The organism is Williamsia sp. Y721 (genome assembly GCF_059683565.1).
Window position 1 is genome coordinate 206,497 of the sequence record NZ_JCASNH010000005.1, and the last position, 22,337, is coordinate 228,833.

Below are 22,337 nucleotides of genomic sequence, written 5' to 3' on the forward strand. Positions count from 1 at the left end.
CGGCCTTATGGCAGCACGACCCGACAATCACCGGAGTCTTTGTGAAACTCTCACTAATTGATTTGTTCGAACCGGTGTCCGGTGATGATCGGTCGATCACACAGGCCTTCTACGAGACTCGGCCTGCCGGCGTCGGCCCGAACTCTCCCCAGGAACTCCTTGCGGTGCGTGCCTCGAGGGCAGCTGACCACACATCACCAACCCGAGCTGTTGTGCAGACGGTCGACATCGGCGGCCGCAGTGTGTCATTGCGCGTGATCACTCCGAAAGACAACGAGGTGACCGGGGTCTATCTGTACATCCCGGGCGGTGGCTTCTACATGAGTTCAGCTGCCAGTGCAGATGCTCGGAACACAAGGCTTGCGGATGCAGTCGGGGCGGTTGTGGTGTGCGTCGACTACCGACTCGCGCCCGAGTCCCCCTGGCCGGCAGCGCCGGACGATTGTGAAGCGGCAGCTCTGTGGCTGCTTGACGTCGCAGCCGAACGGTTCGGCACAACCAAGCTCGTCATAGGCGGTATGTCTGCGGGTTCGACCTTGGCCGCGACGACGCTGTTGCGCCTTCGCGAGCGAGGCCTTGCACTGTCATTTCTCGGCGCTGTCCTGGAGGCAGGCACGTATGACATGAGCGCCCAAACCCCTGCTGGGCGAACCATCGCCGACGAGTACTTCATCGAGGCGTACGTCGGCCATATCACCGACCGCACGGTTCCGGATATCTCTCCGACGTTCGGCGACCTGAACGACCTGCCGCCAACCCTCGTTGTGGTCGGGTCCGAGGACCTGGTGTTGGCCGAGAACATTGCAATGGTGGCTCGGCTGTCTGCGGCGGGCAACGATGTCGACTTGCGGCTCTATCCCCATGTCCCCCATGGATTCGCCAACCATGCAACGCCCATCGGCCGCCGCGCTCTACTCGATATCGAAGCATGGCTCAGGCACCGCTTCGACGTGCCGCCCCGCTGACAGAGCCGAGCCGACCAAATCCCAGCGGCGGCCCCGCGTCCGGGATCTTCCGGTCACGGGGCCGCCGCTCGGGGAGCCTGATGGCCGGTGGTGGTCAGCCGATCAGACAGTCGATATTGCTGCGCAGGGTCAGTGCGAGACTAGGCAGTCTTGCCAGCTTCGATGTCCAGCGTGATGGTGATCTTGTCGCCGACAACGCTGCCACCGGTCTCCAGGGGCATGTCGATGTTGATGCCGAAGTCCTTGCGGTTGAGGACAACCGAGGCCTCGAAGCCGGCAACCGGGCCGTTGCCCATACCGGGGTTGACACCGTTGAACTCGAGCTTGAGGGTGACCGGACGGGTCACGCCGTGGAGGCTGAAGTCACCTTCGACCAGGTAGTCATCGCCGTCGGCCTTGACCGCCGTCGAGGTGAAGGTCGCGGTCGGGTACTTCTCGACCTCGAAGAAGTCTGCCGAGCGGATGTGGCCGTCGCGGCCTTCGTTTCCGGTGTTGATGGATGTGACGTCGATCTCGGCGGTGACCGACGGGACGCCGTTCTCATCGACGGTGATGGCTCCCGAGAAGGTCTCGAAGTTTCCGCGAACCTTGCTCACCATGAGATGGCGAACAGAGAAGGCGACGACCGAGTGGGTCGGATCGATGGTCCAGGTGCCGGTGCCGAGATCTGTGGTGGTGATGGTGGCGCTCATGTGGTTCTCCTAGAAAGTCTGGTGGTTGGGACTACATACGATCTAACCGGACTACGGTCCGATTCATTCCATCGGGGTGAAAGTCACTCGGTCGGCAACGCCTGACCTGCGACGACGAGCATCGAATGTGACCGAATGCACCGCAATGCCCGGGCTGCGGCGGCACAATGCCAGCAGACGCAGCATCAGAAGGGTGGTCCACGGGTGTTCGATACAGACGTTTTGATAGCCGGAGCCGGTCCGATCGGCCTGACCGCAGCGATCGAGCTGCGGCGGCGCGGGATCCGATGCCGAATCGTTGATCCACTCCTCGAGCCCCCGCAATACGCGAAGGCCGTCGGTGTCCAGCCCCGCACACTCGAGGTGTTCGAGGGGATGGGTGTGCTGCGCCAGATCCTCGATGCGGCGATCCAGATGCGCGGGCAGGTCGTCTACGTCAACGGCATCGAAGTGTCCCGGATCGACCTGTCGCTACCTGCCGATGTGCCCTTCGGCTTCGCGTCCATCCCCCAGTACGAGACCGAGCGCATCCTCCGCGATCGCCTCGAGACGCTGGATCTACCGATCGAACGCGGAACCTCGCTGTCGCGTTTCGACCAGGACGACAAAGAGGTCACCGCGGTGCTTGCCGGCCCCGACGGGGATGAGATCGTCACCGCGCAGTATCTGGTGGGCTGCGACGGTGCCCACAGCATCACCCGCAAAACACTCGGATTGACGTTCGAGGGCGCGGCGTTCGAGGAGCAGTACATGCTCGGCGACGTCGAGGTCGACTGGGTGCAGCCGCCCGGGTACGGGGTGCGGGTGATGCACCAGACCGAAGGCACCACCGACGACCTACTCGTCTGTATCCCGCTTCCCGGTCGCGGACGATACCGGATGTCGATGCTCGTCCCCGAGGACCTCGCCTCGGCGAAACCGTCGGAGCCGGGGGCGATCGCGCACGGATTCGAAGGTGGGCGCAAACCCGAACTCTCACACATCCAGGCCGTCCTCGACCGGCTCGCCCCGGAACCCACCACAGCGCGAAACCTGCGGTGGTCATCGGTGTTCCGGATCAGCCACCGGATCGTCGACTCGTACGGACACGGCCGGGTGTTCGTTGCCGGCGACGCCGCACATATCCACCCACCGACCGGTGCGCAAGGCATGAACACCGGTATTCAGGATGCCCACAACCTGGCGTGGAAGTTGGCATTGGCCGTCAACGGCAAGGCATCAGACGGTTTGACCGCCAGCTATGACGCCGAGCGCCGGCCGATCGGCGAAGAGGTGGTCGGGCGAACCGTCCGCAGCGCACGGGAAGGTATCGACGCCGGATCGACGAGTCCGGAGCAGCTGATGCTCCGTGAGGCCCAACTCCTCATCGACTATGCGGGCAGCCCGATCGTCGGATCCCCGGCCGACGAGGGCTCGCTGCTCGTTCCCGGCGTCCGAGCCCCGGATGCCACCGGTTTGTCCCGCGACATCGTCACCGACCCGTTCCGGTTGTTCTCACTGTTCGATCGCCTGCGGCATACCGCGATCATCTACCTCAGCGATGCGGACGATGTAGCCGAAATCGTCGATCTCGAGTCCATCGCGACAGCGGCGCAGGCGGCCACCCACGGCGAACTCGATGTATACGTCGTCGCCGCGGCGGCCGCAGCCATCGGAACGACCACCCTGCCCGTCATCCGCGACGACTCCGGCAATTTCGCCAAAAACTATGGCGCCGAGAATCATTCCATATTCATTGTTCGACCCGACGGATATCTGGGCTACAGCAGCGACGCCATCGCCGAAGACACCGTCGTCGGGTTCCTCGCGAAGACGTTCCGGTAGCTCTGAGGAACGGGTAGCTCGCAGGAACGGGCCGACGAATCGTTCTCGTGGATGACATCTAGAAGGTCGGTGGCGGTTCGTTCCTTCCTCGTTCGTCCCGGACTGCTTGGTTGTGTTGTTCCTGTAGTTCGCGCTGCCGACGGTTGGCCAGTCGTTCTTGTTGACGGCGTGCATGTTTCGCGACAGTGTGTGGCTGCGGTCTTGACGATGGTACCGGCGGTCGTGGCCGTGGTGAGCCGCGTTGGTTGTCGAAAACGATCAACCTCAACATCGGGAACAGGTCATCGCCGGTCCACCCCGGACCGTGATAGTGGCGGCGTTCGGGGGTGGTGAAGATGAGCCGCGACCGCCCGGTCTCGGGGTCGGGGAACTGATCATCAAGCCAATCCGAATATGTCTTCAACAGGTGGTGAAAACGGCACAGCGTCTTCATCTCTGACGGATGGGTGCAGCCACCGGCCTCAGGCTCGTTGTGGTTGTACTCGCAGGTGTGGTCCAGGTCGGCGCCCCAGGCCTTGTGCTCACACCCAGGCCACATGCAGTACACATCCCGGATCCGGAGGTAAGTGTCCAAGACGACCGAGGGCCGGTACTGGTCACCCGGTTGGGTGGCCGGCAGCGGAATCACCTGCGGAAACGGCGCTGTGACGATGACACTGTCGTCGCCGTCACCGGGAAGGTTCTCGACTGACGGGTTCTGCGAGCGGCGCACGTACACGTTCGGCCGCTTCGGTTTTGGTATCCCCTGCTCGGGCAGCGCTGGTTCTGGCTGCACCGCTTCTGGCTGCACCGCTTCTGGCTGCTCGGGTGCTGGTTGCGCTGGGTCGGTCTCGGACTGCGGTGATGCGGGTCCGGACTGCTCAGGCTCGGGCGGTGTGGATTCCGCTGATGCAGATGCAGATTCTGGTTGCTCCGACTGTGCGGGCGCAGGTTTGTTGCCCATTGGCCGCTGCACAGTTTCCGGGCGGGCTGCAATGTCGCGAACATGATCGCCGGAGATGACACCGTGACCATCCAGAAATCCTGGATTCTCGGCGCGTCCGTCAACGGTGACTTGATCGGTGATCACATGCAGCACGATCTTCACATCCACACCCGAAACCATCTGGCCGGCAGGGACGGTGACAATCTCGGCGGTGCAGGGGTGTTTTGGGTCGTTCGGGCATTCACAGAGGAACTCACGGCCCATCACCGTGGCGAATAACGCATCGGCCATCCGATCAGACTTTTTCCGCGGATCAGCCTTGCACGTGGCCATGGCCAACTTCTCCAGCCTCGCCATGATCAACGTCAATTCCTCAGCGGTGGAATGCGCATCCAAAACCGCCATGCCGTGGTCGGTGTTGTTGGCCCACACGCCGCGATTGTTCTTCGCGTCCTCCCGATTCTTGCGGACCAGGTCCGGATCCCGACGGAAGATGATGGCATCGACCATGTCTCGCATCCGGCCCTTGGACCACGACCCCCGCCGACCCAGCGCCTCGGCGATACCTCGATCAATCTCAGCCATATGGGCGGCTGAGCCCTCGATCAACTCGGTCCGCGCGATGATGTCCGGGATGTGGTGCGCGGCGATGCGGCCGGCTTTCAACAACGCATTGACCGCAGGCAGGCGATCGCGCAACGCCACCCCGCGATTGATCTGCAACTCCGCGGTCCGCTGCGTCAACCCCTGTGCCACAGACAATCTCGCCGCACACTGCGCGAACGGATCCAGTGCCCGCATCTCAGCTTCGGTACCTGCAGTCGGCTCCACCAGTAGCCGGTGCATCATCGCGGCAGCGGCATAACGCTCCCACTCCATCCGCGACTGCTGGGCCATCGCCAGCTCGGTATTGCGCAACAACTCGTTGGTGCGCAGCAGATAGACGGGACCGATTTCATCGTCCCCACCTGCATCTTCGATCTCCCCCTCGAACATACATTTGAGTCTAAACGAGGGGTCTGACATTGGTTCCGCCAAGGAGATCGGGCGGTTTCGTAGTCGTGGCGCGGCTCCCCAAATCCTCCAGCAACAGGAACAGCTCGTGCAGCTCCGCGAGGGTCCGGCCCGACACCAAGGCATCACAGAATGGCAGCGCTGCGGCCATCGCTCCGGCCTTCGGTTCGTAATCCTGTTCTCCCGCGCGAGGATTGATCCAGACCACCCGCCACGCCCGACTGGCGATCCTGGACATCACCCGCGCGATCACGTCTGGATCGTCGCTGTCCCAGCCGTCCGAGGCGATCACCACCAGCGCACCGCGGAGTGAATGTCCCGCAGGCGACGCCACGAGTTCGGCCAGGCTGTGGCCCAGCCGAGTGCCCCCGAATCGGTCGGCAACCTTGTCGTTTGCCTTCGCAACGGCAGCTTCCGGCGACCGGTGGGCAAGGATCGCCGTCAGTTTCGTCAACGCCGTCGCGAACGCGAACACCTCGGGCCGGATCATCGAACGCCGGTCGACCGCAGCCCGCATCAGGTGCAGATACGTCGTTGTGTACGGCTGCATGGAACCACTGACATCGCAGACGAAGACAACCCGGCGCCGACGCAGACGCGGCCGCCGCCGGACCAGAACTGCGACCTCGAATCCGGTTCGGCGAGAATGGTTCATCGTCGCCCGAAAATCGACAGCCGAGCCACGGCGACCGTACTCGCGGCGCCGAGACCTCCGGCGGGGCCAGCGAGCCACCGCATGCTCCAGCCAGGCTCCGAGCACCCGCAGGTCATCGGCGTCGAACGATTCGAACGGCTCGTCGGCCCTGGCCATCAGGCGACTGGGCAGCAGATCGGGCAGTACCGCACCGTCCGGCGTTGCTCCGGCGGCGCCCGCAACCGTGCGTCGTGTGGCCCAGGGCAAACCGGCGGCCTCATCCTCCGACCGTCCCGGCTGTGACCCACCGGGGTCAGGCACAGACGGGCTGACGCCGGACAGCGGAGCGGCTCTACCCGGCGGATCGAGCCCCAGCCCGGAACCGGCGAACACCTCATCGAAGACGGCATCAAAAGCCACCAGGTCGTCGGCCCGGTCGACCAGCGTCAGGCGGGCCGCCCAGTACAACTCGGTTCTGGTGTGGGGCGCCAAGTGGCGCAAGGCTTCTACGAACGCGGCCGGACCGCCTGCCGAGACGGCAACCCCGCCACGACGCAGGCGGGCATCGACCGCGACGGCAAACGCCGCGAGGTCGACGCCGCGCATCAACGTGACAGTTCTTCCCGCCGCACTTGTCACCTCCGATGTCGCCTTCTCACGCGGTGCTCAACCCACCCGCGAACTCCACGAACGCCTCGTGCACGGCGACGCGATCGTCCGGGGTCTTGGCGAGTGCACTGAGGGCCGCCGACGCGTCGTCGGCGACCAGATCGCCCACACCGAGTGCCACGAGCGCCGCCAGCCAGTCGATCGTCTCGGAGATGCCGGGAGGTTTGTCCAGATCGAGTTCACGCGCTCGGGAAACGAACCGGGTTGCTTGATCGATCAGTGCCGCAGTGGCTCCCGGTACCGTCCGGCGAACGATCGCCACCGCGCGTGCCGGCGGCGGAAAGTCGATCCAGTGGTAGAGACACCGACGACGCAGCGCATCGTGAAGGTCGCGGCTGCGGTTGGAGGTCAACACCACGATCGGTGGCGTCGGGGCGACAAACGTACCAAGTTCGGGAACCGTGACCGCCGCCTCGCCGAGGAACTCCAGGAGCAGGGCCTCGAATTCGTCGTCGGCGCGGTCTATCTCGTCGATCAGCAGAACCGGCGGCGTCGCGCCGCGGTGTCGGACGCAGTGCAGGATCGGACGGTCGATCAGATAGGCCTCGGTGAACAGATCCGATTCGGAGATGTCGGTCCCCCGCGATTCGGCAAGTCTGATGCTGAGCAACTGGCGCTGGTAGTTCCAGTCGTAGAGCGCTTCGTTCGCGGTCAGCCCTTCGTAACACTGCAACCTCACCAGGGGTGCCCCGAGTACCAGCGCCAGAGTCTTTGCCGCGGTTGTCTTGCCAACTCCCGGTTCACCTTCGAGCAACAACGGCCTGCCCATGGTCGTGGCCAGATAGATGGCGGTCGCGGTACCGATGTCCAGCAGGTGGTCGTGTTCGTCGAACCGGCGAATCACGTCGGCGGTATCGGTGAATCCCCCTGTCATGTCCGTGGCCTTGTCATATATGTGTCGCGGACAGCAGGTCGATGTAGTCGTCCCAGGTGTCGACATCGGGCGGGATCGGGGTGTCGACCTCCAGAGTTGCGGTGTCGAAGCGCCCGGACGCGATGAGTTTCCACAGACCCTTGTCGCCTCGGAGTCGCGCCACCGCCGCAAAGATACTGCGGTCCAACCAGAACGGATGCCCGGCATGTCCGCGATATCGCGTGACCACGATCTTCGCCGATGTGCCCGGACCGTCTCCCGCCTGCGATAGCAGGCGATGGACCGTCGTGGCCTCGATCCCGGGTTGGTCACCGAGGAACAGGATCAGACCTGACGAGGCCGGGTCCACCGCCCCGACCGCCGATCGCAGCGACGCTCCGCAGCCGAAGCCACTGTCCTCGACCTCCACCGCATCGACGCCGCCGAGGTCGACACGCTCACGTATCGCACCGGCGTCCTTGCCGAGTGTCACGACGATCTGATCGAACCCGCACCCGCGGACCATGTCGATCGTAGCCCCGAGAAGTGTTGTCTCCCGGTACGGCAGAAGCTGTTTGGGTACGCCGAGCCTTCGGGAGGAGCCGGCGGCCAGTACCACCGCCGTTTGCCGACCACGTGTCATGGGGATCCGATCGCCGACAGGTACGAATCCCGGCAACCGGTACCGCAGAACCAGTGATCGGCACCATCAATCGCCGCGTGCACCGTGTCAGGTCCGATGGACACGGTCATCCCACACACCGGGTCCACCGCCTCCCGCGACTCAACGGTCGGCCGGGGCGCGGCCGCGATACCTCCCCCGCGGCGGGCCGCGATGAGTTCGGCCACGATCGACACCGCGATCTCCGCCGAGGTCTTGGCTCCGATGTCGAGACCGACAGGTGTGTGGATGCGTAGGCCCTCGTCGACCGTGGGCGCGACCTCTGCAAGAACCGCCGCCCCGCGAATTCGGCTCGCCACCAACCCGATGTAATCGACGCCGGCGTCGAGGGCAGACCGGATTATCGCGGCCTCGGCGCCACCGTGGCTGGCGATCACAACCGCGGCGGTGTCGGTCAAAGCTCCGGCGGCATCGGTCGATTCGTCGTCAGTGGCCGTATGAGGCTGCCCGGTCTGATCGACCTCGAAACCGACCAGTTCGCACATCTGGGCCAGCGCCTGGGCAATCGGTGCCGATCCACAGATCCGGATCAGCGGACTCGGTATCTGCGGTTCGAGGAATATCTCCAGAGCGCCGCCCGACAGACACGGATTCACGACAACCGATGCACCTGCGGCCTCGGGAAAATGCAGATCACCGTCAGGCAGTACCCGCAGCAGAACACTTTCGCCGCCCTGCAATGCCCCGAGCGCGGCCCGGCGCACCGAGTTCTGAGCGCACTGCCCGCCGACAAAACCCTCGATTGTCCCGTCGGACAGGAGAATTGCCTCATCACCGGCCCGCGCCGATGTCGGCTGACCGGCACGCACCACGGTCGCATGCACAAACGGTGTACGCCGGGACAACAATTGTCTGACGCGTTCGTCCACCGTGATCGACTTCGCCATGATGATCTCCGTTCAGATCGGTGGGGTCGCCCGGCCCTGCATGGCTTCCCACACCCGGGACGGGGTCAGCGGCATGTCGGCGTGCCGAACCCCATAGGGCGCCAGGGCATCCACGACGGCGTTGACCACCGCAGGCGGCGAGCCGACCGTGGCAGATTCGCCGATACCCTTTGCACCGATCGGATGGTGCGGCGACGGTGTCACCGTGAAACCCGTCTCCAGGTGTGGAACTTCCACGGCTGTGGGAATCAGATAGTCCATCAACGAGCCACCGAGACAGTTCCCGTTCTCATCGAATTCGATGATCTCCATGAGCGCCATCCCGATTCCGTCGGCGATGCCTCCGTGCACCTGACCCTCGATGATCATCGGATTGATCCGGGTGCCACAGTCGTCGACGGCGAGAAACCGGCGCACCTTCACCTGTGCGGTACCCGGGTCGATGTCCACAACACAGAAGTAGGCGCCGTACGGATAGGTGAGATTCTCGGGGTTGTAACAGATCTGGGCATCGAGACCACCTTCGATCCCATCGGGAAGATCACCGGCGCCATGGGCGCGCATCGCGATCTGGGAGATCGTCACCGCGGCGGACGGGTCACCCTTCACATGGAACGATCCCTTCGCCCACTCCAGGTCGGCAACCGACGCCTCGAGCATCCCGGACGCGATGATCTTGGCCTTGTCGCGAACCTTGCGCGCCACCAGTGCCGCAGCGGCACCCGACACCGGCGTGGACCGACTTCCGTAGGTGCCGAGGCCGAACGGTGTCTGGTCCGTATCACCGTGCACCACATCGATATCGTCAGGTGGAATACCCAGCTCTTCGGCGACGATCTGCGCGAAAGTCGTCTCGTGGCCCTGCCCCTGGCTCTGTACCGACAGTCGCACAACGGCTTTGCCCGTGGGATGAACCCGCAGCTCACACCCATCGGCCATACCCAACCCCAGGATGTCCATGTCCTTGCGAGGTCCGGCCCCGACCGCCTCGGTGAAGAACGACATCCCGATACCCATCAGTTCTCCGCGGGCGCGCTTTTCCTTCTGTTCCTGCCGCAGGGCGTCGTAGCCGATCATCTCCATCGCCAGTCGCATCGTCTTCTCGTAGTCACCCGAGTCGTACAGCCAACCCGTTTTGCTCTTGTACGGAAACTGTTCGGGACGAAGGAGATTCTGCAACCGCAGCTGCGCGGGATCGATCTTCAACTCTTGCGCGAGGCAATCGACAAGGCGTTCAACAAAATACACGGCCTCGGTGATTCGGAAGGAGCATGCGTACGCAACACCGCCGGGCGCCTTATTGGTGTAGACGGCGGTCATCTTTGCGTAGGCGGCCTCGATGTCGTAGCTACCGGTGAACACCCCGAAGAACCCGGCCGGATACTTCACCGGGGCGGCGGTGCCGTTGAAGGCCCCGTGATCGGCCAGTACGTTCGACCGAATCGCCAGGATCTTCCCGTCCCGGGTCGCGGCGATCTCACCGACCATGATGTAGTCGCGGGCAAAACCTGTGCTGGTGAGGTTTTCGCTGCGGTCCTCCATCCACTTCACCGGCTTACCCAGAACGAGAGACGCCACGATGGCGCAGACGTAGCCCGGGTAGATCGGGACCTTGTTGCCGAATCCGCCGCCGATGTCGGGAGCGATGACGCGGATCTTGTGTTCTGGCAAACCTGCCACCAGCGCATAGAGCGTTCGATGCGCGTGCGGCGCCTGACTGGTCGACCACAACGTCAACTTGCCCGACACCGGATCCAGGTCGGCAACCGCCCCGCACGTCTCCAGCGGCGCAGGATGCACTCGTGGATAGACCATCTCCTGCTTGACGACGACATCGGCACGGGCGAACACCGCCTCCGTCGCCGCGGCATCACCGGTTTCCCAGTCGAAGCAGTGGTTGTCGGTCTTGCCTTCCAGATCGGTGCGGATGACCGGGGCGTCATCTGAAAGCGCCCGACGTGCATCGATGACCGGATCGAGGATGTCGTATTCGATGTCGATGAGTTCGAGGGCATCGCGCGCCGAATACCGATCCTCGGCAACAACAAACGCCACCTCCTGCCCCTGGAAACGAACCTTGTCGGTGGCCAGGACCGCCTGCACGTCGTTCGACAGGGTCGGCATCCAGGCCAGACCCTTCTCGGCCAGATCGGCACCGGTCACCACCGCTTTGACCTTCGGGTGGGCCAGCGCCGCGGAGCTGTCGATACCGACAATGCGCGCATGCGCCACCGGCGACCGCAGAATCGCCAGGTGCAGCATCCCCGGCAGGACGACGTCGTCGACGTAGTTGCCGCGGCCCCGGATGAACCTCGGATCCTCTTTGCGCAGCATCTTGCCGTGCCCGCAGGGCTTGTGGTCGTTGTCGACCACGTCATCTGGTCGCGGGTCCCCTGGTCGTGATTGAACCGTGGTCATGACGAACTCCCGATGGGTTCGACGGGTGTGACGGGGCCGGCGGTTTCAGTGGTTGCGTCGACACTGTGCTCGGCGGCCCACCGGATCGATCGCACGATCGTCGTGTAGCCGGTACATCGGCAGATCTGACCCGAGATCGCCTCCCGGATGGTGTCCTCGCCGGGGTCCGGGTTGCGGTCGAGCAGCGCCCGCGCGGTGATCATCATCCCGGGTGTACAGAATCCGCACTGCAGGCCGTGACACTGCATGAACCCCTCTTGCACGGGATCGAGTTTGCCGTCGACCTCGAGGCCTTCGACAGTGCGCACCGAGCGACCGTCGGCCATGACCGCCAGCATTGTGCACGACTTCACCGGTTCCCCGTCGACCTCCACCACACACGTTCCGCAATTGCTGGTGTCACATCCCCAATGGGTTCCGGTTAGCCGCAGTTGGTCTCGGAGGAAGTGGACAAGCAGTATGCGTGGTTCCACGTCGGCCGTGACGGCCTCACCGTTGATGGTCAGATTCACGAGCATGATCAATTCCCTTCCGGTTAATTTCCTTCTGGGGCGGGTATGGCCAACACCCGTTCGACAGACGTGCGGAGCGTGCGAATGGTCAACTCCGAGGCGAGATGCCGCTTGTAGTCAGCGCTTCCCCGGCTGTCGGTCACCGGCGAGCAGGCCGCCGCCGCTGCGGCGCCCGCCTCGGCGTACAACTCCTCACCCGGCGAGTTGCCGACGAGCACGGCTGCCACGTCGGCAAGCCCCTCGACGTCCGGGTTCACCGCGGTCAACCCGACGCGGGCCGCCGCGATCACACCACCTTCGAGCGTGACGCACGACCCAGCGGCGGCGATCGCCCAATCGCCCACCCGCCGTTCGACTTTCGCATAGGCGCTCGACGTACCCAGCCGGACCGGGATCCTCACCTCGATCAGCAGTTCATTGGGCGCCATCGCGGTCTCATACGGACCGGCCAAGAAGTCGTCCATCAGGATCTCCCGATCACCGTCGGGTCCGCGTACCTGACATGTGGCACCCAATACCGTGCACACCGTTGTCAGATCTTCGGCCGGGTCGGCCTGGCACAGAGACCCGCCGACGGTTCCCCGGTTCCGGACCACCGGGTCGGCGATCACCCGTTCGGCGTCCCGGAAGATCGGGCAGACCGCCGCCAGGGCATCCGACTCGAGAACCTGGCGATGGCGGACCATCGCCCCCAGTCGGACGAGCGTCGGGTCGCAGACGATATAGCCCAGCTCGGCGGCGAGATCGTTGATGTCGATCAGATACTCGGGGTTGGCCAGGCGCAGCTTCATCATCGGGAGCAGGCTGTGCCCGCCTGCGACCACGCGCGCCTCCTCCCCGAGCCGATCGAGGAGTCCAATGGCGTCCGCGACGCCCGTTGCGCGTTCGTATTCGAAGGGTCCAGGAACCTGCATGTGACCTACCTCACAATCGTGGAGGTGACCACAGTGACCCCGCCTGCGGCCAGGGTCAAGACCGAATTAAGTGATCACTTAATTCGCTACCGGCGCCGGACTCTCGGCAACCGGCGCTTCCTGTTCGTGATGAATCCGACCATCGGTTTCACGCAGCGGTCGGCCCCCGCCGCCCCACCGTCGCGCGATGATCTCCGCCGCGATCGACACCGCGGTCTCCTCCGGTGTCCGTGCACCGAGATCGAGCCCGATCGGACTCGCCAGGCGCGAGATCTGATCGTCGGTCAGTCCGACGGCACGGAGTCGCTCGACCCGATCGTCATGAGTGCGCCGCGACCCCATCGCGCCGACGTAGGCCACCTCGGGCATCGTCAGGGCCACCTCGAGCAGCGGTACGTCGAACTTCGGATCGTGGGTCAGGACGCAGATGATCGTGCGCTGATCGAGCGCTCCGGCGTCCACCTGCGCGGACAGGTACCGATGAGGCCACTCGACGACAACTTCATCCGCGGTGGGAAATCGCGCTGAGGTGGCAAACACCGGACGCGCGTCACAGACCGTCACCCGATAGCCGAGGAACGATCCCTGCTGAGCCACGGCCGCGGCAAAATCGATGGCCCCGAACACCAACATCCGAGGGCGCGGGGCGTGGCTGGACACGAATACCGCCATACCTTCACCGCGGCGCTGTCCGTCGGGACCGTAGTTCAGGACTTCACTCCGCCCGGCAGCGAGAAGCCCGCGCGCATCATCGACGACCGCGTTGTCCATACGGGTAGAGCCGAGGTGCCCGGCGACCGTTGTCGGCCGGACGACAAGCCGTCGCCCGATCCACCCCGAATCCGGGTGTTCGATCACGGTCGCGATGGCAACGGGTTGATGATCGGCGATGTCCTGGGCAATTTGGCCCAGCTCGGGAAATGTCTCCTGCGAGATCGCCTCGACAAATACATCCAGGATCCCGCCGCACGTCAGGCCCACGGCGAACGCGTCGTCATCCGAGACGCCATAGCGTTCCAGAGCCGGTTCACCATTTTGTGCGGTGTCGGCGGCCAGTTCGTAGACCGCGCCTTCCACACATCCACCGGAGACGGATCCGCTGACCGTACCGTCGGGCGCCACCACCATCAGCGCCCCGGCCGGCCTGGGAGCGGACCGAAACGTCCGCACGACAGTGCCGACACCCGCGGTTCCCCCGGAACCCCAGATGCGCATCAGATCCGCCAGCACGTCCTGCATTTCTCAAACTCCTCTACGCGACCCGTTGTGCCCGCGTCCCTTTGTAATTGGCCGTTCACGAATCGACGTGTCGGGCCTGACCTCCAACGTAGGCTCAGAACGTGACACCCGCTCAGCTTCGAGCCTATTCCGCCGTCGTGCGGCACGGTTCCGTGCACGCGGCAGCACAGGAACTGGGTATGACCGACGCCGGGATCTCCACGCATGTTGCGCAACTGCGTAAAGAACTCGACGATCCGCTGTTCGCACCGACCGCCGGCGGGCTGGCATTCACCCCGGGCGGCCTGAGACTTGCCGGACGAGCCACGGAGATCCTCGGTCTTCAGCAGCAGACCGTGATCGAGGTCGGAGAAGCAGCCCGTGGCCGACGACTGCTCAACATCGCGGCATCGAGCTCATTTGCCGAGCACGCGGCACCGGGTCTCATCGAATTGTTCGCCTCCCGCGCCAAAGACCTCTCGGTGGAGTTGAGCGTGCATCCGACCGCCAACTTCAAGAATCTCATCGAATCACGTGCGGTCGACATAGCGCTGGGTCCACAGGCCGCGCCGCCCAGTGACTCCATCGCGGTGCGTCCGTTCCTCAACTACCAGGTCATCACGGTTGCGGCACCAGGCAACCCACTCGCCTCCGGAGCGCCCACATCGACACTGCTACACGAGCAGCAATGGGTGCTCGGCCCCAGCGCCGGAAGCTCCACCGGTGTGCAGGCAAAGATGTTGCACGACCTGGGGATCCCCGAATCCAGACAACGAATATTCCAGAGCGATGCCGCCGCGATGGAGGAAGTCCACCGCAGCGGCGGGGTGAGCCTGACCATCGGTTTTGCGGTCGCCGCCGACCTGGCAGCCCGTCGCCTGATCCAGATCAAGGCCCCCGGACTGCAGGTTGCAGGGCAGTGGAGTGCGTCCACGTTGCCACCGGCGTCCCGTCAGCCAGCGGTCTCGGAACTCCTTCGATTCATCACCACACCAAGATGCACACAGGCGATGATCCGCGGATCCGGCGTAGGAGTGACCCGCTTTCGACCGAAAGTCCATGTGACACTGTGGAGTTAGCCGTTCGACGCAGCGTCGTCATCGCCAGCATGGTGCACGTATATGTAGCCGCAGACCTACGCCGCCTGCGATAGCAGGCAACCGACCTCCCCCACGACTTGTTTCGTCTCGCTATCGAAAGATATTGCACCCAAGCCACATTGGGCGAAATCAACTCTTGCGAACACGCGTTCGAATAGGTACAGTGAAGTCAGTCGACCACAAGCACGACGTATCTGACGCCTTCCCCGCAGAGACACTCCGGTCGACGCCCCCGGTTTGTTCTCTCCTTGGAAGGTGCTGCGCTATGCGACTTCTCGAGATGGTCGACGATCTCGTCGACCTAGTAATCCCCGATGATCCAACTGCCACGTTGGGCATGGCTAAGGATCTGATCACCCTACGTAACGCCACCGAGCATCAACTCGCGGTGTGCGCCGCGGTGATCGACGAGTCGGGTATCGCCCGTAAGGAGGGGTCTACCACGTCAAAGTTGTTGCAGGCCAATGGTGCGGCACCAGCATCGGCGTATCGGTGGTTGCGCATCGGACCGGGCCTCGCAGGTCTGGATCGTACTGCCGGATATTCGAAGGATGGGTTTCTGTCGTCCGAGCATGTCGATGCGGTGGTCAAAGGTGTCGCGCATGTCGTCGGGCGGTCCGAGGATCCGATCACCGCTGAGCAGCGGATCAAGTTCGAACGGAAACTGTTGAACCACGCCATCTCCGGAGCACCACCCGCAGAGATCAGCGCGGCGGCCCGAGCGCTGGGGAATGAGGTGGCGAAAGACACGGGTGGTCCGCCGCCGGCTGAAGACCGGTCGCTGAATAGTCTGGAATACAAAGTTCACGAGGGCCGTTGTGTCGGCACCTTCGATCTTGATGCGGTGATCGGGGAAAAGGTGCACTCGGCGCTGGACCTGTGGTCAAGGGCGCGTCCTGAACCTGACGGCTCCGATGATCCGCGTTCTCCGACCCAGCGCCGCGCTGATGCGTTACATCAACTGTTGGATTGTGGTGGTGGTGGGCAAATATTGGTGTCGGCGCCCCGGACCGAGGTGATGGTCACCGTGCCTGCCGACCAACCCGAGGCTGCGTCGCTGCCGTGGATGGGTCCGGTCACCGAGGCGACTGCCGCACTGTTGGCGTGTGATTCGTCGATCACCTCGATCACCATCGATGGGCAGCAAGTCCCCATCGATCTGAGTCCCCCGAAACGATTGTTCACCGGGCTGGTCCGTAAGGCGATCATCATCCGCGACGTCTGCTGCGTGAAATGTGGGGCGAAAGCGACCTGGTCGGACTGCCACCACATCGTGCACTTCGTCGACGGCGGCCTCACCACCCTCGAAAACGGTTGCCTGCTGTGCCGCACCTGCCACATGGCGGTTCACCACACCGACTGGGACGTGATCATGGGCTCCGACGGCCATCCCTGGCTGATCCCACCCGCCGACATCGATCCGCAACGAAAACCTTTACCGGCCTACAACCGACGAACCCTCACCCTCGCCGCTTGAACCAACTTCCACCACCAGCGCACCCGAGATCTTGTCGGGACCGCGCTTGCATCTTTGACAACTCCATAGTGTGAAGAAGCGTGTGCTGTCGTCCGTCCCAGTCGATTGGCGGGACGGGCGGCAGCGCCACTGGCTTGAGTACGTCAGGGCAGGTCGACCTTGGAGGCCAGCCAGCGTCCGTCGACCTTCTCCATGGTCATCAGGACACGGCTGCGGTCGATTCTCGCGTCCGGCGTCGCGGTGTTGGTGACGCTCTGGTCGACAAAGAGCATGACCTCCACCTTCGACGTCGTCGCCGACTTGATGCCTGAATCGATGACCGTGCCCTGTGCGTTCGCCTTGTTCTCGACAAGCAGATCGCGTAACTGCCCGCTCGACTGCGAGTACATGTCCTTGAATTCGCCGGTGGCCCCGTCGAGTACGGCCGCGAAGTTCTGGTCCAGGCGGTCCGAGCTGACGCTGGTCAGGGTCACGGCGTATTGCTCGGCCGCAGCCCGGGCTTCGTCGGCGGCGGCATCGATGTTGTTCTGCTCGTTCAACTTCAAACCCAGGATCGCCGCCACGACGATGGCCGCGATGGCGATCACGGCCAGCGCACCCACGGCGGCCCGACGAATCGTGAACACCGTCCGCCACGAACGGCGGTCGGTGTCGGCACCCTTCACCGATCGAGCCCGCTTGGCAGACGACCTGTTGCCCTTCCCGACAGTGCCTTTCCCACCAGCGGCCTTCTCTACTTCGGCCTTCTCTGCTTCGGCCTTCTCTGCTTCGGCCTTCTCTGCTTCGGTGTTCTCTGCGTCGGTCTGCGCAGTGTCGGCCTTCTCGGGGTTCTTCTTCGAGGTGTCGACCGCAACCGCCGGTGTATCCGCTTCTGCGGCTTCGACGTCCGCATCCTCGGCCATCAGACCCCATTTTTCTTCGGGAGTGGAGGTGACCGTTCCGCTGAGTTTGCTCATCGTTCTCTCCTCTGGATTGTCTGCGCTGTTGTTGTGGTGACCACCGGGCTGTGTGGTCATGGCGCCGAAGGCAGGACCGGACCTGCATAGGGCAATGGAATCGACTCCGGTCCAATGGGAGTCGGCGACGCGGTCGCGAGCGGATCGGCACCGGGTGGCGGACCACCCGAATCGTCGCCGGCTGGGCGTGGGGCGTTGGCGGCACCGCGGATCAGCATGGACGGATCATCTTCCGTGCAGTAGGTGCCGTAGAGGTACGGCTCCGGGAAGTCGACCTGCCAGTGCGGACGGCGCGGGAGATCGTACTGGCAGTTCTTGCGCGGATAGATGTTCACCGCAGCCCAGATACCTCCGTCACGCATGACCGATGCGATCGCGTCGAGGGTCGAGCCGTTCCGATCTTGCGGGAAGAAGAACTCCTGTAGCGCAGGGACTCTCAGATAGGTCAGCTGAGCAACCGTCGTCAGACTCCCCAGGAGCTGAACCATTGTCGGCGAGTTGTCGGCGATGATCGAGTCGACGGCCTGCAGTGTCACCGGCGTCTGGTCGATGAACGTCCGGAAACCGGAGTCCATCGACGCGATCCCGTCCAGCGTTCCTGCGAGCTTCTGCGACGTGTCCTGCAGCCCCGGGCTCATCTCCTTGAGGGTGCCGAGGACAACTTGGCTGTTGTTGAGCAAGCTCACCGTCTGCGGGAGCACCGAATCGAGCGTCGAGATGAGGAAGGTTCCGCCGGTGATGATCGATTCCAGCTTCTCCGGCCCTTCGGGACCGACCCCCAGCTCGGTGATGATCGTCTCGACCTTGGCCGGTTCGATCTGGGCCAGCATGCCATCGAGATCACCCAGCAGATCCGCCATCGGAACCGGTGTCGTGGTCTGGTCGGTCTCGACGACCGATCCGTTGGTCAGAAAGGGGCCCTCGTCGGTGGTGGGCCGGAAGTCGAGGTACTGCTCACCGGCCGGAGAGAGCCCGGCAACCCGAACCTCACCATCGCTGGGGATCTGAACGCCGCCCTCGATCGTGGCAACTGCCACCACCCCGTCATCTGACAGTTCCACGCTCGCGACCTTGCCGATCGGCACACCCCGCAAGGTCACGTCCTGCTTCGGCAGCAACCCACCCGACAATGCGAGATTGACCCGCACCGTCATCTTCGTGGCGGTCGGATCGGCCTGGAACACCCCGAACACCAGATAGGTGACGCCGAGAATCAGCACCATCAGCAGGGCGCCGACCGACAACCACAGACGATGATCGACCAGTTTCCCGACGCCGGTGACGACGAGTTTGGCCGGCGTCTCCAAAGGTCCGGTCGCGTACTCCAGTTGCTGGGTCATCGGCGCGGTCCCGTCAGATGACCACGCAACCGCTCGAGGGTGTGGGTGAGCGTGCCGATGGCGTTGGCACCGTCGGTTTCGAGGGTCGGGAGCTGGCTTCCCGGATCGGCCGAATGCCCGGGATCCGCAAGCGCACCGATCGAGAGGTCTTCGAGATCGGCATACGGATGGGCCGCGGTGCCGTTGGTGATCTTGATGACCGGGGCCAGCAAGGCGTTCACCTGGTCGAGGTCTGCCTTGGGGTTTGTCGCCGCGGCATTGAGCTCAGCGGCAAGGGTGTTGAGGTCGGCGATCATTCCCCGGTTGCCCGTACCGGCGACCGACGGGAATTTGGCCAGTTGGGCGGTGACGTCGGCGAGCTGCTTGACGAGCCCGAGGATCTGACCGGTGTTCGCGTTGAGAACGGTCAGCGCCGGACCTGCCGCCGCGATCGCGTCGGTGATGGTGCTCTGGCCTGCGGACAACGTCGAGACCAGTCGATTGGTCTGGTTCAGCGTGGTGCGGATCTCACCTGACCGGGCCGAGAGCTTACCGATGAGGGAGGTGGACTGATCGATCAAGGCGCCCAACCGGTCACCCTTGTCGCCCACCGCGCTCCCCAGCCCGTTGATGACCTTGGTCAGGTTGCGGATCACGCCACCGTTGACCAGCAGCGCCGACGTGGTCAGCACCTCCTCGATGGTGGCCGCCGCCGAGGTCTGCTCGATCTCGATGGCGTCACCGTCCTGCAGAACCGGGCCATCAGGGGCCGCATCCACCGGGGGCTGAACCGCCACGAAGATGTCACCGAGCGGTGTCGCCGAACGCAATTCGGCGCGGGTGCCGGACGGCAGGGTCACCTTCTCACTGATCTTCAGCGTGACAACGGCCGTGTAGTCCTCGACCCGCATACCTTCGACCTCGCCGATATCGGCACCGGCGAGTTTCACCTTCGCCTGATTCGGCAGATTGAGCGCGTTCTGGAAGGTGGCGTAGACCGTGTACGTGTCACCACCGACACTTCGCGCAGGCAGTGGCACCGACTCGAGGTCCATCGAACAGGCACTGGTGAACACGGCGAGCGCAACCAGCGCTCCGCCCAACGCATTCCGACCCCGGCGCATCATCGGGGTAGCCCTGCCATACCCTCGAGCATTGCCGAGACCCCGAAGTCGGGGCCGAAGTCAGACAATGTGCCGGTGGCACAACCCAGTTGACGAAGTCCCAACACGTTGCACACTTCTTTCAGCAGCTGGCCGTCGAAGAACACCTTCTCGATCTGCGCATGCACCCTGGCGACCTTGTTGTCGTGATCGATGATGTTGTAGACGCTGTCCAGCAGCATCGGTGTGACGTCCAGGAACTCCCCGATCTCCCGCTGATAGTCCGCCAGCGACGTCAGGAGTGTATTGGCATCGGTCACGGTTGTTTTCAGATTTCCCTGGTTGTCCCGAAGGAGGCTTTCGGCCTGCAACAGGATCTCGTTGATCTGGGCTCCGGTGTTGCCTGCGCCGAGGTCTTGATCGGCGAGCATGTCACTGAGTTGGCTTATTGCAGAGCCGAAGTCGCGGATCTGCCCGTCGTTGGCGGCTGCGGCATCGGTCAGGACCGACAAGTTGTCGACGATGGTGGTGATCGCGTTCTTTGTCTCGGCACCACCATCCTCGCCCATCCGCAATGCATTGGACAGCTGCGTCAATGCGCTGCGAATGTCCTGGCCGTTGCCATCGGTCATCGCCGACCCGACATCGAGGAGTTGCGCAACCGGTCCGGCTCCCTGCCCGTCGCCCTGGAGTTCTACCGCGAGATCATCGGCCATCGCCAGCAACCGGTCGAACTCGACCGGGGTCTTGGTGCGGTCCAAGCCGACCTGATCGTTGTTCTTCAACGTCGGCCCAGCCGTGTAGGCCGGGGACAGCTCGACATGCCGGTCGGTGAGGATCGACGTCGACACCGTGACCACGTTCACGTCCGCCGGGATCTTCACGTCACCGTCGATCTTCATCGTCACCTCCACGTGGGTGCCCTTCGGGGTGATCGTCTCGACCGTCCCCACCGGCATGCCCAGCACCGCCACCGCGTTGCCCTCGTAGAGGCCGACGGCATTGTCGAAAAGCGCACTCACCCTGATCGATCCCTCAGAAGCGGTGGCCGCTCGGACACTGCCGAAACAGACCACGGCAACGAGCGCCGCGATGACCGCAAACTTGATCACTGCCTTGCCCGTTCTCATTTGCAGTCCTTCAGGTACTCGGGAAGATTCACCTGATTGGCCCGGCCGCTGATCGCGCACATCCAGGAATCGACGAACGGTCCGGCAATCGACGTGAAGTCGGCTTCATTGGCGGTACCGGTGACATTCGCGAAGTTGCGGATCGGGACGGGCAAGATCTGCAGGGCGTTCCGCAGCAGATCGTCGTTGGTCGCCAGGGTCTGCATCATCCCGTTCAGATTTGTGATCAGCTCGTCGACCGCAGGCCGGTTGTCCACCACGATCGTCTGTAGTTGATCCACCAACTCAGTGGTGGCATCGAACAGTTGATCGATCATCGCGCGCCGAGAGTTGATCTCCTGCAATACCTCTCGACCTTGCGCCACCAGCGAGCCCAGATTGCCCTGCTGCTTGCGGATCACCTCGGTGAGTTGTTTGGTGCTGGTGAGCAGAGATCCGATCTGGCCCCGCCGGTCGGCCATGATCGACGCCAGACTCTCGACGTTGGTGAGGACCTGGGGTATCAGCTCCGGCGTACCCTCCAGTTGAGCCGAGAGTGTGGTCATGGTCTCGCCGATGTTCGCGAAGTCGACCTGCTCGAACGTTGTGGTCGCACTGGTGATCAGCTGCTGAAGGTCGTAGGGAACAGCGGTGTGCGCCAGGTTGATCCGGCCATCGGGAAGGCTCCCGGCACCGGCCGGCTTGAGCTCCACGTACCGCGAACCGAGCAGTGTCGTCAGCTGGATGGACGCAGTGGTGTCAGCGCCCAGATCCAGATCACTATCGATCTCCAGCGTCACCACCACGTGGTCACCCGCCAGCCGGGTCGCGGCGACCGTACCCACCGACACCCCGGCCACGGTGATCGAATCGCCGGGGCTCACCCCGGCCGCCTGCGCAAAATCTGCGTCGTACTTGACCTTGCCGAAACCCGCGCCCGCAATCTGCAACAGCGCGATGAGCAGGACCACGATGATGCCCACCGTGATCGCACCCAGCACCGCCATGTTGTGCTTTTCCACCGGCTGCCGGATCACCCGGCCCGTGTTCGAGACCATTCGTTTCA

Annotated in this window: 19 protein-coding genes; 4 read left to right on the forward strand and 15 right to left on the reverse strand. The window is 63.8% G+C overall.

All coding sequences use genetic code 11. The features are described 5' to 3' along the window. Positions 1 to 41 precede the first annotated feature (41 nt). Positions 42 to 965 (forward strand): alpha/beta hydrolase fold domain-containing protein, encoded by a 924-nt coding sequence (locus AC56PL_RS24440; protein ID WP_495517498.1) that lies wholly within the window; start codon positions 42 to 44, stop codon positions 963 to 965. A gap of 140 nt (positions 966 to 1,105) precedes the next feature. On the opposite strand, the gene AC56PL_RS24445 is transcribed toward AC56PL_RS24440, so the two are convergent. After that, complete coding sequence (locus tag AC56PL_RS24445; RefSeq protein ID WP_497155421.1) at positions 1,106 to 1,657, reverse strand: YceI family protein; 552 nt, start codon at positions 1,655 to 1,657, stop codon at positions 1,106 to 1,108. Between the two features lie 204 nt (positions 1,658 to 1,861). On the opposite strand from AC56PL_RS24445, the gene AC56PL_RS24450 reads away from it, so the two are divergent. Continuing rightward, positions 1,862 to 3,481, forward strand: a complete 1,620-nt coding sequence (locus tag AC56PL_RS24450) for an FAD-dependent monooxygenase (RefSeq protein WP_497155641.1) — start codon at positions 1,862 to 1,864, stop codon at positions 3,479 to 3,481. 58 nt (positions 3,482 to 3,539) lie between these two features. Here AC56PL_RS24450 and AC56PL_RS24455 read toward each other — a convergent pair whose 3' ends face one another. The 9 genes from AC56PL_RS24455 to AC56PL_RS24495 form a co-directional block, all read right to left on the reverse strand. Then, a complete protein-coding gene (locus AC56PL_RS24455; protein WP_497155422.1) occupies positions 3,540 to 5,402 on the reverse strand; it encodes an HNH endonuclease signature motif containing protein in 1,863 nt (620 codons plus the stop codon). 10 nt (positions 5,403 to 5,412) lie between these two features. Next, positions 5,413 to 6,660: a vWA domain-containing protein gene (locus tag AC56PL_RS24460; RefSeq protein WP_497155423.1), complete on the reverse strand. Its 1,248-nt coding sequence runs from the start codon at positions 6,658 to 6,660 to the stop codon at positions 5,413 to 5,415. Between the two features lie 49 nt (positions 6,661 to 6,709). Next, positions 6,710 to 7,597 carry an AAA family ATPase gene (locus AC56PL_RS24465; RefSeq protein WP_497155424.1) on the reverse strand — a complete coding sequence of 296 codons (888 nt, stop codon included), beginning with the start codon at positions 7,595 to 7,597 and terminating at the stop codon, positions 6,710 to 6,712. Between the two features lie 13 nt (positions 7,598 to 7,610). Further along, a complete protein-coding gene (locus tag AC56PL_RS24470; protein ID WP_497155425.1) occupies positions 7,611 to 8,219 on the reverse strand; it encodes a nucleotidyltransferase family protein in 609 nt (202 codons plus the stop codon). Then, complete coding sequence (locus tag AC56PL_RS24475; RefSeq protein ID WP_497155642.1) at positions 8,216 to 9,133, reverse strand: XdhC family protein; 918 nt, start codon at positions 9,131 to 9,133, stop codon at positions 8,216 to 8,218. The genes AC56PL_RS24470 and AC56PL_RS24475 overlap by 4 nt, the downstream gene beginning before the upstream one ends. A gap of 24 nt (positions 9,134 to 9,157) precedes the next feature. Next, positions 9,158 to 11,563 (reverse strand): aerobic carbon-monoxide dehydrogenase large subunit, encoded by a 2,406-nt coding sequence (locus AC56PL_RS24480; protein WP_497155426.1) that lies wholly within the window; start codon positions 11,561 to 11,563, stop codon positions 9,158 to 9,160. Beyond that, positions 11,560 to 12,081: a (2Fe-2S)-binding protein gene (locus AC56PL_RS24485; protein WP_497155427.1), complete on the reverse strand. Its 522-nt coding sequence runs from the start codon at positions 12,079 to 12,081 to the stop codon at positions 11,560 to 11,562. Before AC56PL_RS24485 ends, AC56PL_RS24480 begins: the two co-directional genes overlap by 4 nt. Positions 12,082 to 12,098: 17 nt before the next feature. Continuing rightward, positions 12,099 to 12,989, reverse strand: a complete 891-nt coding sequence (locus tag AC56PL_RS24490) for an FAD binding domain-containing protein (RefSeq protein ID WP_497155428.1) — start codon at positions 12,987 to 12,989, stop codon at positions 12,099 to 12,101. A 78-nt stretch (positions 12,990 to 13,067) separates the two neighbouring features. Further along, complete coding sequence (locus AC56PL_RS24495) at positions 13,068 to 14,228, reverse strand: XdhC family protein (protein WP_497155429.1); 1,161 nt, start codon at positions 14,226 to 14,228, stop codon at positions 13,068 to 13,070. A 101-nt stretch (positions 14,229 to 14,329) separates the two neighbouring features. Between AC56PL_RS24495 and AC56PL_RS24500 the strand changes: the two genes are divergently transcribed. After that, positions 14,330 to 15,286 carry a LysR substrate-binding domain-containing protein gene (locus AC56PL_RS24500; protein WP_495517486.1) on the forward strand — a complete coding sequence of 319 codons (957 nt, stop codon included), beginning with the start codon at positions 14,330 to 14,332 and terminating at the stop codon, positions 15,284 to 15,286. Positions 15,287 to 15,572: 286 nt separating this feature from the next. After that, entirely contained in the window at positions 15,573 to 16,784 is a 1,212-nt protein-coding gene (locus tag AC56PL_RS24505; RefSeq protein WP_497155430.1) for an HNH endonuclease, read from the forward strand. A gap of 143 nt (positions 16,785 to 16,927) precedes the next feature. Here the strand turns inward: AC56PL_RS24505 and AC56PL_RS24510 are convergent, their stop codons facing one another. The 5 genes from AC56PL_RS24510 to AC56PL_RS24530 are packed head-to-tail and all read right to left on the reverse strand — an operon-like array spanning position 16,928 to position 22,329. After that, positions 16,928 to 17,800 carry an Rv1363c family protein gene (locus tag AC56PL_RS24510; protein WP_497155431.1) on the reverse strand — a complete coding sequence of 291 codons (873 nt, stop codon included), beginning with the start codon at positions 17,798 to 17,800 and terminating at the stop codon, positions 16,928 to 16,930. After that, entirely contained in the window at positions 17,797 to 19,080 is a 1,284-nt protein-coding gene (locus tag AC56PL_RS24515; RefSeq protein ID WP_497155432.1) for an MlaD family protein, read from the reverse strand. Before AC56PL_RS24515 ends, AC56PL_RS24510 begins: the two co-directional genes overlap by 4 nt. Continuing rightward, positions 19,077 to 20,186 (reverse strand): MlaD family protein, encoded by a 1,110-nt coding sequence (locus tag AC56PL_RS24520; RefSeq protein ID WP_497155433.1) that lies wholly within the window; start codon positions 20,184 to 20,186, stop codon positions 19,077 to 19,079. Before AC56PL_RS24520 ends, AC56PL_RS24515 begins: the two co-directional genes overlap by 4 nt. After that, positions 20,183 to 21,292, reverse strand: a complete 1,110-nt coding sequence (locus AC56PL_RS24525) for an MCE family protein (protein ID WP_497155434.1) — start codon at positions 21,290 to 21,292, stop codon at positions 20,183 to 20,185. The genes AC56PL_RS24520 and AC56PL_RS24525 overlap by 4 nt, the downstream gene beginning before the upstream one ends. Continuing rightward, positions 21,289 to 22,329: an MCE family protein gene (locus AC56PL_RS24530; protein WP_497155435.1), complete on the reverse strand. Its 1,041-nt coding sequence runs from the start codon at positions 22,327 to 22,329 to the stop codon at positions 21,289 to 21,291. The genes AC56PL_RS24525 and AC56PL_RS24530 overlap by 4 nt, the downstream gene beginning before the upstream one ends. Positions 22,330 to 22,337 lie beyond the last annotated feature (8 nt).